Source organism: Epilithonimonas sp. UC225_85, from assembly GCF_042695135.1.
Classification (GTDB): domain Bacteria; phylum Bacteroidota; class Bacteroidia; order Flavobacteriales; family Weeksellaceae; genus Epilithonimonas.
Map to the genome: position 1 here is coordinate 2,539,597 of NZ_CP170547.1, position 15,034 is coordinate 2,554,630.

18 protein-coding genes are annotated in these 15,034 nt (G+C 35.1%); 11 read left to right on the forward strand and 7 right to left on the reverse strand.

What is annotated here, in order from left to right:
- The first annotated feature begins 226 nt into the window (after positions 1–226).
- The 8 genes from ACFJGY_RS11680 to ACFJGY_RS11715 all read left to right on the forward strand — a co-directional run bounded on the left by ACFJGY_RS11680 (position 227) and on the right by ACFJGY_RS11715 (position 6,452).
- Positions 227–1,417 carry a pyridoxal phosphate-dependent aminotransferase gene (locus ACFJGY_RS11680; protein ID WP_379964091.1) on the forward strand — a complete coding sequence of 397 codons (1,191 nt, stop codon included), beginning with the start codon at positions 227–229 and terminating at the stop codon, positions 1,415–1,417.
- A 227-nt stretch (positions 1,418–1,644) separates the two neighbouring features.
- Complete coding sequence (locus ACFJGY_RS11685) at positions 1,645–2,334, forward strand: Lipl32 family lipoprotein (RefSeq protein ID WP_379964093.1); 690 nt, start codon at positions 1,645–1,647, stop codon at positions 2,332–2,334.
- 355 nt (positions 2,335–2,689) lie between these two features.
- Positions 2,690–3,322 carry a peroxiredoxin gene (locus tag ACFJGY_RS11690; protein ID WP_034967963.1) on the forward strand — a complete coding sequence of 211 codons (633 nt, stop codon included), beginning with the start codon at positions 2,690–2,692 and terminating at the stop codon, positions 3,320–3,322.
- Between the two features lie 95 nt (positions 3,323–3,417).
- A complete protein-coding gene (locus tag ACFJGY_RS11695) occupies positions 3,418–3,726 on the forward strand; it encodes a thioredoxin family protein (RefSeq protein ID WP_379964095.1) in 309 nt (102 codons plus the stop codon).
- Between the two features lie 12 nt (positions 3,727–3,738).
- Positions 3,739–3,987 carry a DUF6952 family protein gene (locus tag ACFJGY_RS11700; protein ID WP_028123091.1) on the forward strand — a complete coding sequence of 83 codons (249 nt, stop codon included), beginning with the start codon at positions 3,739–3,741 and terminating at the stop codon, positions 3,985–3,987.
- Between the two features lie 81 nt (positions 3,988–4,068).
- The gene (locus ACFJGY_RS11705; RefSeq protein ID WP_379964097.1) at positions 4,069–5,076 is read left to right on the forward strand and encodes an adenosine deaminase; all 1,008 of its coding nucleotides are present in this window, start codon (positions 4,069–4,071) and stop codon (positions 5,074–5,076) included.
- A gap of 82 nt (positions 5,077–5,158) precedes the next feature.
- Entirely contained in the window at positions 5,159–5,587 is a 429-nt protein-coding gene (locus ACFJGY_RS11710) for a hypothetical protein (RefSeq protein WP_379964099.1), read from the forward strand.
- A gap of 259 nt (positions 5,588–5,846) precedes the next feature.
- The gene (locus ACFJGY_RS11715; RefSeq protein WP_379964101.1) at positions 5,847–6,452 is read left to right on the forward strand and encodes an HAD family hydrolase; all 606 of its coding nucleotides are present in this window, start codon (positions 5,847–5,849) and stop codon (positions 6,450–6,452) included.
- Positions 6,453–6,550: 98 nt separating this feature from the next.
- Here the strand turns inward: ACFJGY_RS11715 and ACFJGY_RS11720 are convergent, their stop codons facing one another.
- From ACFJGY_RS11720 to ACFJGY_RS11745, 6 genes are all read right to left on the reverse strand, one after another.
- The gene (locus ACFJGY_RS11720; protein ID WP_379964103.1) at positions 6,551–6,997 is read right to left on the reverse strand and encodes a GNAT family N-acetyltransferase; all 447 of its coding nucleotides are present in this window, start codon (positions 6,995–6,997) and stop codon (positions 6,551–6,553) included.
- Positions 6,994–7,491, reverse strand: coding sequence for a thermonuclease family protein (locus tag ACFJGY_RS11725; protein ID WP_379964105.1), 498 nt, complete (start codon positions 7,489–7,491; stop codon positions 6,994–6,996). Before ACFJGY_RS11725 ends, ACFJGY_RS11720 begins: the two co-directional genes overlap by 4 nt.
- 6 nt (positions 7,492–7,497) lie before the next feature.
- Positions 7,498–8,091, reverse strand: coding sequence for a Crp/Fnr family transcriptional regulator (locus tag ACFJGY_RS11730; RefSeq protein WP_379964107.1), 594 nt, complete (start codon positions 8,089–8,091; stop codon positions 7,498–7,500).
- Positions 8,092–8,168: 77 nt separating this feature from the next.
- Positions 8,169–8,543 carry a bacillithiol system redox-active protein YtxJ gene (gene ytxJ / locus ACFJGY_RS11735; protein WP_379964109.1) on the reverse strand — a complete coding sequence of 125 codons (375 nt, stop codon included), beginning with the start codon at positions 8,541–8,543 and terminating at the stop codon, positions 8,169–8,171.
- Between the two features lie 54 nt (positions 8,544–8,597).
- Complete coding sequence (locus ACFJGY_RS11740) at positions 8,598–9,290, reverse strand: ZIP family metal transporter (RefSeq protein WP_379964111.1); 693 nt, start codon at positions 9,288–9,290, stop codon at positions 8,598–8,600.
- Positions 9,291–9,304: 14 nt separating this feature from the next.
- Complete coding sequence (locus ACFJGY_RS11745) at positions 9,305–10,066, reverse strand: class I SAM-dependent methyltransferase (RefSeq protein ID WP_379970173.1); 762 nt, start codon at positions 10,064–10,066, stop codon at positions 9,305–9,307.
- Between the two features lie 86 nt (positions 10,067–10,152).
- Between ACFJGY_RS11745 and ACFJGY_RS11750 the strand changes: the two genes are divergently transcribed.
- From ACFJGY_RS11750 to ACFJGY_RS11760, 3 genes are all read left to right on the forward strand, one after another.
- Complete coding sequence (locus ACFJGY_RS11750; RefSeq protein WP_379964113.1) at positions 10,153–11,325, forward strand: class I SAM-dependent RNA methyltransferase; 1,173 nt, start codon at positions 10,153–10,155, stop codon at positions 11,323–11,325.
- Between the two features lie 149 nt (positions 11,326–11,474).
- Positions 11,475–12,473 (forward strand): glycosyltransferase, encoded by a 999-nt coding sequence (locus tag ACFJGY_RS11755; protein ID WP_379964115.1) that lies wholly within the window; start codon positions 11,475–11,477, stop codon positions 12,471–12,473.
- Between the two features lie 83 nt (positions 12,474–12,556).
- Positions 12,557–14,293: a thiamine pyrophosphate-dependent enzyme gene (locus ACFJGY_RS11760; RefSeq protein WP_379964117.1), complete on the forward strand. Its 1,737-nt coding sequence runs from the start codon at positions 12,557–12,559 to the stop codon at positions 14,291–14,293.
- Between the two features lie 122 nt (positions 14,294–14,415).
- Here ACFJGY_RS11760 and ACFJGY_RS11765 read toward each other — a convergent pair whose 3' ends face one another.
- On the reverse strand, positions 14,416–15,006 hold the full coding sequence (locus ACFJGY_RS11765) for a hypothetical protein (protein WP_379964119.1): 591 nt from the start codon (positions 15,004–15,006) through the stop codon (positions 14,416–14,418).
- Positions 15,007–15,034 lie beyond the last annotated feature (28 nt).

A 15,034-nucleotide genomic window follows, 5' to 3' on the forward strand; every position in this document is an offset into this window, starting at 1 on the left:
ATCAATAATTTAAAGATAAATTACGCTATAACTTTTTGATATAATGTCGATTATGTGCTTTTTTACATTATCGATTTTTGTGAAATTTTAATTTAACATTCTCTCAATAATTTGGATTTAAATCACATTTTAGTTGGAATAGCATCAAATTAATTATTAAAAGACTCTAAAGGTTTTAGATTAAAAAATTATATTTGTCAAATTGATCTAATATAAAAAAGTATTTATGAGTAAAATTTCTGATAGATTGAACAGACTGAGTTATTCTCAGACCTTTGTAATGAGTAATAAGGCGCGCGATATGAAAGCCGCAGGAATAGACGTTATCAGCTTGACCTTGGGCGAACCGGACTTCGATGTGCCTCAAAAAATTAAGCAGGCCGCATTTGATGCTATTAATGAAAATTACAGCCACTACTCTCCTGTTCCCGGATTTTTAGAATTAAGACAAGCCATTTCTGCAAAACTGAAAAGAGATAATGGTCTGGATTATAAACCAACTCAGATCTGTGTTTCCAATGGTGCAAAACAATCTATCATCAATGTTCTTTCTGCTATTGTTAATGATGGCGACGAGGTAATTCTTCCCGCTCCTTATTGGGTGAGTTATGATGAGATGGTAAAATTGGTTGGCGGAACGTCTGTTTTTATAGAAACTTCAATTGATACAGAATTCAAATTCACTGCTGAACAACTTGAAAAAGCCATCACACCAAAGACCAAAGCTCTGCTTTACAGTTCGCCTTGCAACCCTTCCGGAAGTTTTTATACGAGAGAGGAATTGGAATCGATCGCCAACGTTGTTGCGAAATATCCACACGTTACAATCATCTCAGACGAGATCTATGAATTCATCAATTATGAAGGCGAACACGTTTCTATCGCAAGTTTTCCACAGGTTTATGAACAGACAGCGGTTATCAACGGAATGAGTAAAGCTTTTGCCATGACTGGTTGGAGAATTGGCTATTCTGCCTGTCCGGATTGGCTTGCAAGTGCTTGTGACAAAGTTCAGGGTCAAATGACAAGTGGTGCTAATACAGTCGCACAAAGAGCTTCTATCACTGCTTTGCAAATGGATCCATCGGAATTGCAATATATGATCACAGAATTTCATAAAAGACGTGATCTTGTTTTTGAATTGATGAAAGACATCAAAGGTTTTAAATGTAATCTTCCAAAAAGTGCTTTCTATTTCTTTCCGGATATTTCTTATTTCGTCGGTAAAACTCTTGACGGAACCGAGATTAAAGATGCCGATGATTTCGCCATGTTTTTGCTGGAAAAAGCACACGTTGGTTGTGTTGGCGGCGTGAGTTTCGGAAGCCCGGAATGTATCCGTTTTTCTTATGCAGCATCAGAAGAAGATCTGAGGGAGGCTATGAAAAGAATTAAAGATTGTGTAGAACAGTTTTAATAATCATTTAAACTGTCGAAAGACTCAGTAATAACTAAACATCACTTGTGTGATGTTTTTTTTATGGCAAATTATATAATTTTATCAAGAATGATATTAATTTTTCATCAAACCGGTTAATAATATATGAAAAATAATTATATTCACTGTGATAATTAACAAAACAATATTAAAAAGGAGGAGTAACCGAAAATCCTATAAAGAGTAGGTTTTAGAAAATTTAAACTATGAAAAAATTATTACTATCAATTTTTGTAGTTGCCGGAGCAACTGCATTTTCACAAAAATTGGACAAATTTGGAGCTGACTTAGGTAAAAAAAGTGTTTTAGGTAAGGAGATCAGAATGCCTTATACAGACGTTACCAATTATTATGGTTTTATAAAACCAGGTTCGGCACCAGACGAGGTAAAGAATGGTAAAAAAATGTACTATCTGTATGTTTGGATTCCAGTTGCTGCACCGGAATTAGGAATACGTATGGTATCTCCAGCTCCGGATAATATGAAACAAACTGCTAAGGATTATGTTTCTGCAGATTATACCGCCAATTCATCAGACAAAACCAGCTTTTTTGACACCTGGATTACATTTGAGAGAGCAGATGGAATTTTTAAATTAGATGATGTAGCCGCCAAAGCAAAAACAGCTAAGTGGACAAGTATTGAGACCAATGATGATTCCAGCGAAATGCCAGCGCAGCCATCAGGAAACAAATACAATTCTCTGATGCGTATTACAAGTGAGCTTTCTAACCCTACAAAATCTCTTGTTATGGGTCTTTATCGTATCGGTTTTACCACTTACAAAACTGGCGAAGTACAAGGAAGCTTTTTAGCACAGTTGGGAGCTCCGGTTAGTTTACCAGGAGTCGCAATTGCAGTAAAGCCGGAAGACCTGGCTAAAATGAAGAAATAATCTTATTTCATCAATAAAAATTTGAGGTTAGCTGTTAGCTAACCTTTTTTTTCTAATAAATTCACAAAACACAAAGAGAGTATTAAACTCTTAAAGAAAAATATTTATTTTTTTCTGTTTTAAAGACTTACCTCAATAGAATTGTTAAATAATTGTTTGAAATTTGTTTAGTATCTCTGCAATTTGGTCTTTAACAATTTACAAATCACATTTATTTAAATTCAATTTTCTCAATAACACTGTTAGTTTCCAATCTTTCACATTGATAGATTTTATAAATCGATAATTAATATTCAATTCATAAAATCTTTGTAATTTCGCACTATCAAAAAATAACAATTTAAACTTAATTATTATGTCATTAGTAGGTAAATTATTCCCAAATGTTGCGATTGATGCAATGAGCGAAATGGGTGATGATCTTAAGATCAATGTGTTTGAAGAGGCGGTGAATAACGCACAAAAAGTAATTTTGTTCTGGTATCCAAAAGATTTCACTTTTGTTTGTCCTACAGAATTGCACGCTTTTCAGGAAGCTTTACCAGAGTTTCAAAAAAGAAATACTGTAGTAATTGGTGCATCTTGCGATACGAATGAAGTTCATTTCGCTTGGTTGAACACACCAAAAGATAACGGCGGTATCGAAGGTGTGACTTACCCGATCCTTGCCGATACGCACAGACAATTGGCAAATATCTTAGGAATTGTAGATCAGGATCTTGATTACGATGAAGAAGGAAATGAAGTTTACACAGGTTCCAACGTCACTTACAGAGCAACTTATCTGATCGACGAAACTGGAAAAGTGTTTCACGAGTCTGTAAACGATATGCCTCTTGGAAGAAACGTGAAAGAATACCTTCGTTTGATTGATGCTTATGCTCACGTTCAAAAACACGGCGAAGTTTGTCCTGCAAACTGGGAAGAAGGTAAAGAAGCAATGAATGCCAACAGAACTGGCGTTGCAGAATACTTCAGCAAAAATTAATATTTTTAATCTAACAATTGAAAAATGTATCAGTTTAACAATATTTTCCAATCATTGTTAAACTGTTACACTGATACATTATAAAAATTGAATTTATGTATATAGAACTTACAGAAGACAACTTACAACAGATTGTGAGTGAGAATGATAAAGTGATGGTTCAGTATGGTGCAACATGGTGTGGGAATTGCAGAATTATGAAACCAAAATTCAAAAAACTGGCTTCAGAAAACGACGGGATTCCTTTTTATTACGTAGATGCAGAGAAATTGCCAGAAAGCAGAAAATTAGCAACAGTTGACAACTTGCCGACATTTGCAGCCTTCGAAGGCGGAACTTTGAAAAGTCAGGTTCAAACCAATCAGGCAGATAGTCTGAACACACTTTTCAGTGAGATCAAATAAATTTGAATTGATATGAAATTACCAATCATAAGACAGTTTTATCAAAACCAAACACCAGCGAATCTGGAAGCGACTTTGGAAGTTCTGGAAAGCTTTTCAGAATTCCGAAATGTTTCTGAGGAAGACCTGAACGTTGCCGGAGAATTGATCACGAACATTTGCGGAGCTTTGGAAGTTCACGCCAATGTAAACAACGGAATGAGCGAAAAAGATGCGCTTAACTCATTTGCCCAAAAGGTAATGGGATCCATTGACAAATAAAAGTTAACTTTTATACGATATTAAGGCTTTAGAATCATTTTCTAAAGCCTTTTTTATTACTTTTGGAGAAATCAAAAAACTATGCACGATTTTATTGCAGCACTTCCAAAAGCTGAATTACATTTACATATCGAAGGAAGTTTTGAACCTGAATTAATGTTTGAAATTGCCCAAAGAAACCAAATCGAGATTCCTTATAAAACTATCGATGAGGTCAAAAAAGCTTATCAATTCTCTTGTCTACAGGATTTTCTTGATATTTATTACGCAGGAGCGGGCGTTTTAATCCAAGAGCAAGATTTCTACGATCTGGCAATGGCTTATTATCAGAAATGTTATGAAAATAATGTGATCCATACAGAGATTATGTTTGATCCACAGACGCATACAGAGCGTGGAATTGCTTTTGAAACAGTCATTAATGGATTACAGAAAGCAAGACTTGATGCCAAAGAAAAATGGGGAATTAATTCTTTATTTATAATGAGCTATCTGCGGCATTTGTCCGAAGAATCAGCATTTGAAACTTTGGAACAATCGCTTCCTTATAAAGATCTTATCACATCTGTCGGACTCGATTCTTCCGAAATGGGAAATCCGCCAACCAAATTCAAAAATGTGTTTGAAGCATCCGTCAAAGAAGGTTACATTCCCGTTGCTCACGCCGGCGAGGAGGGACCAACAGAATATATTTGGGAAGCCATTGATGTTCTTAAAGTTGCAAGAATCGATCACGGAAACAGATGTCTGGAAGATGAGAACTTGGTTAATGAAATTGTGAAAAGAGATTTGGCTTTAACGGTTTGTCCGCTTTCCAATCTTGAGTTGAGAAATACCGATGTAATGACCAATCATCCTTTAAAAAAGCTTTTGGATAAAGGCATTAAAGCTACTGTAAATTCTGATGACCCAGCTTATTTCGGTGGTTATATGAATGCAAACTTCATCGCAGTTCAGGAAGCTTTGAATTTGTCTAAAGAAGATATTATTACATTAATTAAAAACTCTTTCAACTATTCTTTCGCGACTGATGAACAGAAAAAGTCGTATTTGGAAAAAGTGGATGAGGTTGTCTCAAATTTTAAATAATAATTTCGTTTGTCATTCCGTTAGCAGTAATTGTTTAAAAAGCAGGCTTCAATCAAATTTTATAAGAAACTAAAAAAAACAAATGAAAAGACTACTTCTTTTTTTTTTAATATTATTAGGGTTAAATTATATTATTGCGCAAGAAATTCTTGTTCCCCAAATAGTCAAGACTATTCCAAACTCGAAATGTTATTGGGCATATAGTGTAAAAAGAGTAAATACTAAACGTCACAGTTTTCACAATTACATAATTACAGTTAATGTAGCTCAAGTGGATAGCACAGGAAATTATAGAGGAAAGTTAAAACTTAAAGATGTGATTGTCTATTCTCGTTTCAATGACGAAGGTATTACAAAAAAAATACGATTCAAAAAATCACGAAAAAATTGGATAGCAAAATTTAAAATTTATACAAATCAAACTGTACCATTGGAAATAGTCGCAAAATATAAACAACAAGAAGTAATAATGTCTCTGAATTTAAATAAAGGAACATATCCTGGAGAATAAGACTAACTTGAAAATTAAAAATATTACCACTAACAAAGGTTTGCCAAATGCGGGGCTGAAGTTCTTCAATTGAACATTTGTGAAAGGTTTCAACATAGTAGTTATATTGACTATTTTGCAAAATATCCCCTCCTTCGCCAAGCCTAAACTCGTAATAATCTAAACAAAATCTGTCGAGATTTCTACGGAATGACAAATTTTTAGTTTTATTAAAATATACTTAGTACATAATACTTTTTACTTAATACAATTTAAATAAATGATCAAAAATATAATCTTCGATTTCGGCGGCGTTTTAATGGATTGGGATCCGAGGTATTTTTTCAAAACTTATTTTAATGATGATGAAAAAATGGAATGGTTCCTGAAAAACATTGCCGTTGATGAATGGAACATAGAACAAGACCGCGGAAGATCATTAAAAGAAGGTACCGAAACCCTCATAAAACAACATCCTGATTGGGAAAAAGAAATCCGAGCCTATTACGACAACTGGTCAGTAATGCTGAAAAGCGATATTCCAAAAAATGTAGAAATTCTCAGAAAACTGGAAGGAAAATATCATCTTTATGGATTGACGAATTGGTCTGAAGAAACATTTCCGGTTGCTTTGGAAAACTACGATTTCTTTCAACTTTTTGAAGGTAAAATAGTGGTTTCCGGAACAGAAAAACTTATTAAACCGGATAAAGAAATTTTTGAAGTTTTATTAAGTCGTTATATTCTGAAACCCGATGAATCTATTTTCATTGATGATAATTTTAAAAATATCACAACTGCAAAATCTTTAGGATTTGAAGTGATTCATATCAAGCCTGAAACGGATTTGGGAGAAGAGTTGGGTAAATTAGGCATTGATTTTTAGTTTAAATTAGATTACTTTTATTTTTTATTCTCGCAGATCTTAAAGATTTAGCAGATAAAAAAAGATTTGCTTGATTTGCTAAATCTGCGAGAAAATATTTAATTCTTAAGAATCATCAGACTCCTTTTATGATTTTGAAAACCATAATGTTCATAGAGTTTTTTCGCTTTGTCATTGTGGTTTTCGATTTCTAATAGCACAACTTTAAAGTGATTTTCCACCCAATAGTTCTTCACAAATTCCAAAGCTTTTTTCCCCAACGATTTCCCCTGAAATTCCGGTTTCACATACAGTTCATCCAAAAACAAGATCTCACCACCAAACTCAAAGCTGAAATATTTGACGAGAATTAGATAGCCTGCGATTTCGTCTTCCAAAACAATCTTAAAACAATCACCATACTTCTCTTCATTAATGAATTTTACAAAGTTTTCAACCGTCAATTTCTCATCAAAAGGATAAAGATCAATTGCATAGAAATCCTTCATCATTCCGGATAATTCAGGAATATCAGAAGTCGCTGCTTTTAAAATTTCGTGGTTCATTTTTTCTTTTTTTCTCGCCAAAGCCACGGCGCAACCGGATCATTTTCTTTCCAGAGTCCTACTCTGTTTTTTCTGGCTTCGGTTTCCAGTTTGGCGTAGATAGTATCGTTAGAGTATTTTGTATAGTGCCAGGCCATTCCCAACTTTACCATTTCCTGATTGACATTTTGATTTTTATCATTGATGACAATTGCAATCAACCGACTGTACCGATCGTACTTTTCTCCTTTAATAGTAACGATTCTTCCAAAACAAAGATCTGATAATGTAAGTTTTGCCTGGTTTCCAAAAGGCTGTTTTCCACGTTTCTCTGGACAATCAATATGAGCTAAACGGATTTTTAGAGGAACATTTTTAAATAGAATCTCCATTGTGTCACCATCCATGATTCCAATAACTTTTGCTGAAAATGTTTTGTTGGAAAGTTTTTCTGTAAGTTGACTCTGACCAAATATCTGAAGAGAAAACAGAAATGCAAAAAGGAAATTCTGCATCAAAAATTAAATGATAAATTTTTTGTTTGCGAGTTCTTTTCTTACTCTACTCAGACTTTCGGGTGTAATTCCAAGATAAGAAGCAACCATCCATTGCGGCGCTCTCAGCATCAGGTTCGGATATCTTTTCAGAAAATCCATATAACGTTCTTCGGCAGTTGTGCTAATCAAAGCATTCACTCTGTTCTGTAGATTTTTGATATGATTGATCATTAACCTCTGATTTTTCTCCGCGACATCAGGATAGATTTTTGAGAGGCTTTCAAAAAAACCGTCTTTCATGACGATGACAATACTTTCTTCGATCGCTTCAATATAAAACCTGGATTTTTCATTCAATAATTGGCTGGTTGTATCGGAAAGCAGCCAGTTTTCCGGCGCAAACTGAATCACGTGTTCTTTTCCTGCTTTATCAATAGAATACATTCTCAGCAACCCTTTCTCCACAAAAAAAGTAGAATCCGAGATCTCTCCTTGTCTCAGGATGATTTCGTTTTTCTTCACCTCTTTTATTTCGTAATGAGATGTACAAAAATCTAGGTTGTCAATTGGAACGCCTAATATTTTGGATAGATGATTTCGGAAATTTTGATATATCATTTGTTAGATTTTAGAGGTTAGATATTAGAGGTTAGAGTTCTAACTTTCTAACTTCTCGTTTCTAATTTTCTTGATGATTAAATACTGTCCAGATCTATACTTTGGTGTGAAGCATTATAAACTGCTTTTCCGTTTTCTAAAGCGATCAGCTGCGGACTCTGGTGCGTGACCCCAAAACGGCTTTCGATTTCATTTGAAATATCACGATGTGCAATCAAATCCAAAAAATAGTAAGATTGATTTTTATCAGAATTTCCCATCTGTTTTTCAAAAGATTTCAACACCGTTTTGCTGATAAAACAACGAGTGGAATGTTTGAAAATCAACACCTTCTGCTGAAATGATTTTTCTACAGCCTGGTCAAGATCTTTCTGGTTTTCAATCTTTTTCCAAAGACTTTTGGTCTCATCCTGCTCTTCATTTTTTCCGAATATTTGGTTTAAAAATCCCATTGAGTTAATTTCAGTAAAAATAAGATTTTCCTGTCAAAAAAGAAAATGTTTTTTTTAATGCTGGTGAAATAGATGTCCTGATAATGCAAGAGAAATCCCGACAATGACAAGCACAATCTTTTGCCAGTCCATTTTGTGATTCTTATTGCTTTCGAAAATAATGACACTCGAAATATGAAGGAAAATCCCGCCAACTATAGCAAGGAAATACACTTTCAGATTTTCATCAAAATACTTTCCAAGCAGCATTCCGAGAGGTGAAGCTAACGCAAAAACAGAAACAATTATCCAGAATTTGGTTGAGAAATTTTTGCTGTGAGCCAGAAAACTTCCAAGAACAAAAGAAATCGGAATATTATGAAACAGGATTCCTAATAAGTAAGGTGAGAGCGTTTCTTTTTCGTGAGATAAAGGGATCCCCTCTATAAAAGCATGAACAAATAATCCGGCAATCAGCGCAACCGGAATGATAGAATGATCATCGGAATGATGATGGAGATGCCCGTGTTCAAAACCTTTGGTGAGATTTTCCAACAACATTTGGATCAAAACACCAAGAATAACGAAAATCCCGATATTATGATCAGAAGATTCGTAAACTTCCGGGAAAACCTCATTAAGACAGATCGTGATCAGAAAACCTGCACTCAGAATCAGAAGATTTTTGGCAAATTGCTGTTTGCTCCCAAAGTACTTTCCGAGAAAAACACCAATCAAAACGCTTAATATCAGTAGAATTATAATCATTTTAAATTTGCTCTTTATTTCTTTTTAAACAAATTAATACAACGCTGCGAACTCGCTTCATCGAAATCATTTAACTGATAATCGCCCCATCTTTTGATCAATTCAAAACCGAATTCATCTGCGTATTGCTGAATTTTTTCGGCTGATGTTAATTTTACTTTTTCAAAAAAATGAAACTTTTTTCCCTGATCTTCAAAATCGATTTCTTTGATGATAAATCCATTTTCAATATGCTTTTTCATATTAAAAATAATATGTTCCTTTTCAACAGAGCTTTGCGGAACGATCACTTTTTTTACATACTCAGAATTCAGGAAATCCAGAATAAAGTAACCGTCATCTTTCAGAACATCCGACACAGATTTGAAAACACTTTTATCTTCTTCTTCCGTTTCAAAATATCCAAAGCTCGTAAACAGGTTGAAAACTGCATCAACAGGTTCGCTTTCAATGGGATTTCTCATATCATGAACCTTGAATTTTAAATTCTCATTCTGATATTTTTTATCGAAATTGATACTCTGCTCAGACAGATCAAGACCTAAAACATCAAATCCCAGTTTATTGAGATAGATAGAATGCCTTCCTTTTCCGCAGGCCAAATCAATAATCTTAGAACCTTTTTCAAGCTTTAGAAAATCTGTCAAAAGATTCAGAAAGTTTTCTGCCTCTTTGTAGTCTCTGTTGTTGTATAAGATATGATAATATGGCGTATCAAACCATTCTTCGAACCATTGCATCCTGCAAAAATAGTGTTTTTGGTTGATTGTTGACAGTTGTTAGCTGATGGTTTTTATAACTTGTTACGATTTCTATCAACCATAAACCGACAACCAATAACTAAATTCCTTATTTTTGCCAAATGGATATAGATAATCTGCAAATACAGATCAAAACTTTTTTCGCACTGGAAGAGATTTTGGCAGAAGAAGTTAAAAAATTAGGCGGTAGAAATGTCGAAGTTAAGAACCGTGCCATCAATTGTGACGGCGATCTTGGCTTTCTTTACAAAATCAATTATTCTTGCCGGACGGCTCTCAAAATACTTGTTCCGCTAGTGACTTTCAAAGCCTGGGACGAAAATAAATTCTATGATAAAATTTTCGCTTTTCCTTGGGAAGATTATATGGATGTTGACCAGAGTTTTGCCATCGATACGACCATCAATTCTGAAAGATTCACGCATTCTCAATTTATGATGCTGAAGATGAAAGATGCGATTGCAGATTATTTTATGATGAAATACAGAAGACGTCCGAGCGTTGACAGCAAAAATCCTCAGATCAAATTCCATCTTCATATCGACAGAGAATTGGTAACGATTTCGCTTGACAGTTCCGGCGATGCGCTTTTCAAACGTGGTTACAGAAAAGAACAGACGGTTGCGCCGATTAATGAGGTTTTAGCTTCCGGAATGCTGCATTTGGCAGGATGGGACGGAAAAGGAAATTTCTTGGATCCAATGTGTGGTTCCGGAACATTATTAATTGAAGCAGCTATGATCGCAATGGATCTTCCGGCGCAGACTTTTCGAAAAGGATTTGCCTTCCAAAACTGGAAAAATTATGACGCTGAATTATTCTCAACGATTAAAGAAGTACGATTGAATCGTGTAAGAGAATTTACTGGAAAAATTGTTGGTTACGATATCGATTCTGATGCATTGGATGCTGCAAGAACCAATATCGAATCTGCCGAAATGGAAGATATCATCACACTAAGAAATAAAAACTTCTTCGAGTCTGAGAAAGATTTGTTTCCGCTATTAATAGTTTTCAATCCGCCTTATGATGAGAGGATCAGCATTAACGATGATGATTTTTACAAGAAAATCGGTGATACTTTCAAGCAGCATTATCCAAACACTTTGGCTTGGTTGATCTCCGCACACCTTGACGCTCCGAAGAAAATTGGATTGAGACCTTCCAGAAGAATTAAATTGTTCAACGGAAAATTGGAAACAAGATTCTTGCAATATGAAATGTATGATGGTTCGAAGAAAGGAAAATATATCAATAAGGAGGAGGAATCTTAATTTATCCAGATCATTTTTAACATTTGTTTGTCATTCCGTAGGAATCTCAACAGTATAGATTCCTACGGAATGACAATATTATGCTTAATTAAAATAATGAATAGCTTTTAACTATTATTTTAGAATTTATCATTCAACATCTTTCCACATTGAATCCAACAATCTCCATTATCATCGCCATATTCAACAGAAAAGACGAATTGTTCGAGCTTCTCAATTCTCTGTCTCATCAAACCGACAAGGATTTTGAAGTAATCATTGTAGATGATGGTTCCAAGATCGCACTTCTTCCAACCGTAGAATTATTTGAGAATCAACTTGATATCAAATTCTTCCGAAAAGATAATTCAGGTCCCGGACTTTCCAGAAATTACGGTGCGAAACGAGCAAAAAATGATTGGATTGTTTTCGTGGATTCCGACGTGATTGTTGAAACAGATTACATCGAAAATATCAAGAAAAATCTTACCGAAAATCCCTGCGATGCTTTTGGTGGTGCAGATAAGGCGCATAAAGGTTTCAACCTGATGCAGAAAGCCATCTCCTACTCTATGACTTCGGTTTTCACAACCGGCGGAATTCGTGGTAAGAAAAGTGCAGTGACGAAATTCCAGCCGAGAAGTTTCAATATGGGCGTAAACAAAGAGATTTTCCTCTCCGTTGGCGGCTTCTCAGAAATGCGGATTGGCGAAGATCCTGATTTGTCGATGACACTTTGGGAAAATGGCTACACGACGATGTTTTATGACAATATAGGCGTCTATCATAAACGGAGAACAGACTTTGGGAAATTCTCAAAACAAGTTTATGAATTCGGTTGTGCAAGACCGATTCTCAATCAAAGACATCCAAAATATGTCAAATTAACTTTTTGGTTTCCAAGTGTATTTTTATTGGGATATTTAGTGGGAATTATTCATTATTTTGTTTGGGAAAATGGATTGATTCTCGCTTTGTACGGACTTTACACATTTCTCGTTCTTTTTCACGCAATGATTGTGACTAGGAATATAAGCATTGCTTCGATGGCTGTCATTTCTACTTACATCCAAATGTTCTCTTACGGTTACGGTTTTCTGAAATCCTGGTTTCTCCTCAACATCCTGAAACAATCGCCTGAAGAAGCTTTTCCAAAACATTTTCATTGATTTAATTAACATTTAATTATCAATTATAAATCATTACGTGGAATATTTTTTGTAAATTTTGATAGAATTAAATCTATTAAACTATGTCAAAAAATATTGCCGATCAATTTGTAGAGATCCTCGTGAAAACAGGAGTTAAACGTATATACGCTGTCACTGGTGACAGCCTTAATTTTTTAAATGATGCCATAAAACGTGAAGGCTCTATCAAATGGATCCACGTAAGACACGAGGAAGTTGGCGCTTTCGCCGCCGCTGCCGAAGCTGAATTGGAAGGTCTAGCTGTTTGCGCAGGAAGTTCTGGTCCGGGTCACGTTCATCTAATCAACGGACTTTATGAAGCTAACAGAGGAAATGTTCCCGTTTTGGCAATCGCATCCACTTGCGAAAGTTCAGAATTCGGGACCTCTTATTTTCAGGAGACCAATACGATCAAATTATTTGACGACTGTTCGGTTTATAATCAAATTGCAACAACGCCGGAACAAGCACCGCGAATGCTACAAGCTGCTTTACAGCACGCCATTTCCCAAAAAGGTGTGGCCGTTTTAGGAATGCCAGGCGATCTTTTCGAGGAAAAAGCTGTTGCCAATATAAGTTCCGATCTTGTCTTTAGAACCAATCCAAGAATTATTCCTTCCGAAGAAGAAACAAACTGGATTGCCGATCATCTTAATTCAGGAAAAAAAGTAGCAATCTATTGCGGAATTGGCGCGTCAGAAGCTCATTCCCAAGTTATCGCTTTAGCTGAGAAATTAAAAGCACCGATTGGATATTCTTTTCGTGGGAAAATGGGAATCCAGTACAATAATCCTTATGAAGTTGGGATGACGGGACTTTTAGGATTGCCGTCTGCCTTCAAAGCGATGCATGAAGCGGACATTATTTTACTTCTGGGAACAGATTTTCCTTATGTGAAATTTATGCCTGTTGATAAAGTAATCATTCAGATTGATGACAAGCCGGAACGTTTGGGCAGACGAGCACAGCTGACAAGAGGTTTTGCAGGAAAAATTAAAGATTCATTGATTCACCTTTTGCCTTTAATTAAAATTAATGATGACAGACACTTTCTTGATAAACAATTAGAGTTTTATCAGAAAGTAAAAGAAAACCTGCAATCTTACGTGGAAGACAAAGGAAAAGAAAGTCATATCTCACCGGAATTTGTGGCAGAAACATTAAATCTTAAAGCTAATAAAGACACCATATTCACTGTAGATACTGGAATGTGCTGCGTTTGGGGTGCAAGATATCTGGAAGCAACCGGCGAGAGAAAATTGTTAGGATCCTTCAGTCACGGAACGATGGCGAATGCAATGCCAATGGCTATCGGTGCACAATTGTCAAGTCCTGACAAACAAGTTATTGCGCTTTGCGGCGACGGCGGACTTTCTATGTTATTAGGTGATATCGCAACTATTAAACAATACGACTTACCAATTAAAATCATTGTTTTCAACAACCGATCTTTGGGAATGGTAAAACTGGAAATGGAAGTCAACGGAATCCCCGACAATGAAACTGATATGATCAATCCGGATTTTGGATTGCTGGCTCAGGCTTTTGGCATCAAAGGAATCAATGTTACCGATCCTGAAAAAGTAGAAGAAGCGATTGATGATGCTTTACAAACGAGAGGTCCGGTTTTAGTTAATATTTTTACCGATCCAAATGCGCTGGCAATGCCGCCAAAAGTTGGCTGGGATCAGATGAAAGGAATGGGAATTGCGATGACGAAAATGATGCTGGACGGGAATTTCAAAGAAGTTGCAGATACGATCTCAAGCAATTACAAACATATTAAAGAAGTTTTATAACGAACGAAAAGCCCAGTATTGAAATTGGGCTTTTTTATTTCATTAATAAAGTTAATCATAAAAAAAGCTTCACACAGGGTGAAGCTTTAGAAAATAATATATATAACCTTAGTTTCAAGAAACTATTTCATTGAGATCATTCGGCTGAAACTGTCACCATCTTTTTCAACATTGATGATGTAAGTTTCAGAATTTTCTGGATTAAGATCAAAAGTAAGATCGATTAATCCGTCTTTAGCAACGTTATTTTTGCTGTAATACGTGTTGTTTGCTGTATCGTAGATAGAAACTTTTACATCACCTACAACATCTGACATTTTCAGTTTAACAATATTCTTGTTGATAGAGTATTCTGGTTTTGTAATAGCAGAAACCGGAGATTGATCTACAACAACCTGATTTTCATCCACTGTGATTTTATATTTCTCAATTTTAGCATCAGATTCAGCAACAAGGAAGTAAGTTCCGGCAGCCATATTGCTCATATTGTAAGACTTTTCTATTTTCTGACTATTGATTTTTTCAGAGAATAATTCATTTTTGTCAGCTGTGTAAACGTATATTGAAACATTCTTAGCATTAGAAACTTCAAAAGTCAGAGTCTTCTGATTGACCTTTCCGATAGAAAGAGAAAAATCATTATCCTTTCCAAAAACATTTGCAGAGATAAATGTTAACACTGCAAGAAAACTAAATTTTATAAACTTTTTCATAATATTCCTTTTTGATTGTTTTACAATA

What these genes read in the sequence shown, in the direction of transcription:
- ACFJGY_RS11730 (WP_379964107.1), bottom strand. Translation starts at nt 8,091, where the DNA reads ATGATATATCAAAATTTCCGAAATCATCTATCCAAAATATTAGGCGTT.
- ytxJ (WP_379964109.1), bottom strand. Translation starts at nt 8,543, where the DNA reads ATGGGATTTTTAAACCAAATATTCGGAAAAAATGAAGAGCAGGATGAG.
- ACFJGY_RS11715 (WP_379964101.1), top strand. Translation starts at nt 5,847, where the DNA reads ATGATCAAAAATATAATCTTCGATTTCGGCGGCGTTTTAATGGATTGG.
- ACFJGY_RS11720 (WP_379964103.1), bottom strand. Translation starts at nt 6,997, where the DNA reads ATGAACCACGAAATTTTAAAAGCAGCGACTTCTGATATTCCTGAATTA.
- ACFJGY_RS11690 (WP_034967963.1), top strand. Translation starts at nt 2,690, where the DNA reads ATGTCATTAGTAGGTAAATTATTCCCAAATGTTGCGATTGATGCAATG.
- ACFJGY_RS11765 (WP_379964119.1), bottom strand. Translation starts at nt 15,006, where the DNA reads ATGAAAAAGTTTATAAAATTTAGTTTTCTTGCAGTGTTAACATTTATC.
- ACFJGY_RS11685 (WP_379964093.1), top strand. Translation starts at nt 1,645, where the DNA reads ATGAAAAAATTATTACTATCAATTTTTGTAGTTGCCGGAGCAACTGCA.
- ACFJGY_RS11700 (WP_028123091.1), top strand. Translation starts at nt 3,739, where the DNA reads ATGAAATTACCAATCATAAGACAGTTTTATCAAAACCAAACACCAGCG.
- ACFJGY_RS11750 (WP_379964113.1), top strand. Translation starts at nt 10,153, where the DNA reads ATGGATATAGATAATCTGCAAATACAGATCAAAACTTTTTTCGCACTG.
- ACFJGY_RS11760 (WP_379964117.1), top strand. Translation starts at nt 12,557, where the DNA reads ATGTCAAAAAATATTGCCGATCAATTTGTAGAGATCCTCGTGAAAACA.
- ACFJGY_RS11710 (WP_379964099.1), top strand. Translation starts at nt 5,159, where the DNA reads ATGAAAAGACTACTTCTTTTTTTTTTAATATTATTAGGGTTAAATTAT.
- ACFJGY_RS11695 (WP_379964095.1), top strand. Translation starts at nt 3,418, where the DNA reads ATGTATATAGAACTTACAGAAGACAACTTACAACAGATTGTGAGTGAG.
- ACFJGY_RS11725 (WP_379964105.1), bottom strand. Translation starts at nt 7,491, where the DNA reads ATGCAGAATTTCCTTTTTGCATTTCTGTTTTCTCTTCAGATATTTGGT.
- ACFJGY_RS11705 (WP_379964097.1), top strand. Translation starts at nt 4,069, where the DNA reads ATGCACGATTTTATTGCAGCACTTCCAAAAGCTGAATTACATTTACAT.
- ACFJGY_RS11680 (WP_379964091.1), top strand. Translation starts at nt 227, where the DNA reads ATGAGTAAAATTTCTGATAGATTGAACAGACTGAGTTATTCTCAGACC.
- ACFJGY_RS11740 (WP_379964111.1), bottom strand. Translation starts at nt 9,290, where the DNA reads ATGATTATAATTCTACTGATATTAAGCGTTTTGATTGGTGTTTTTCTC.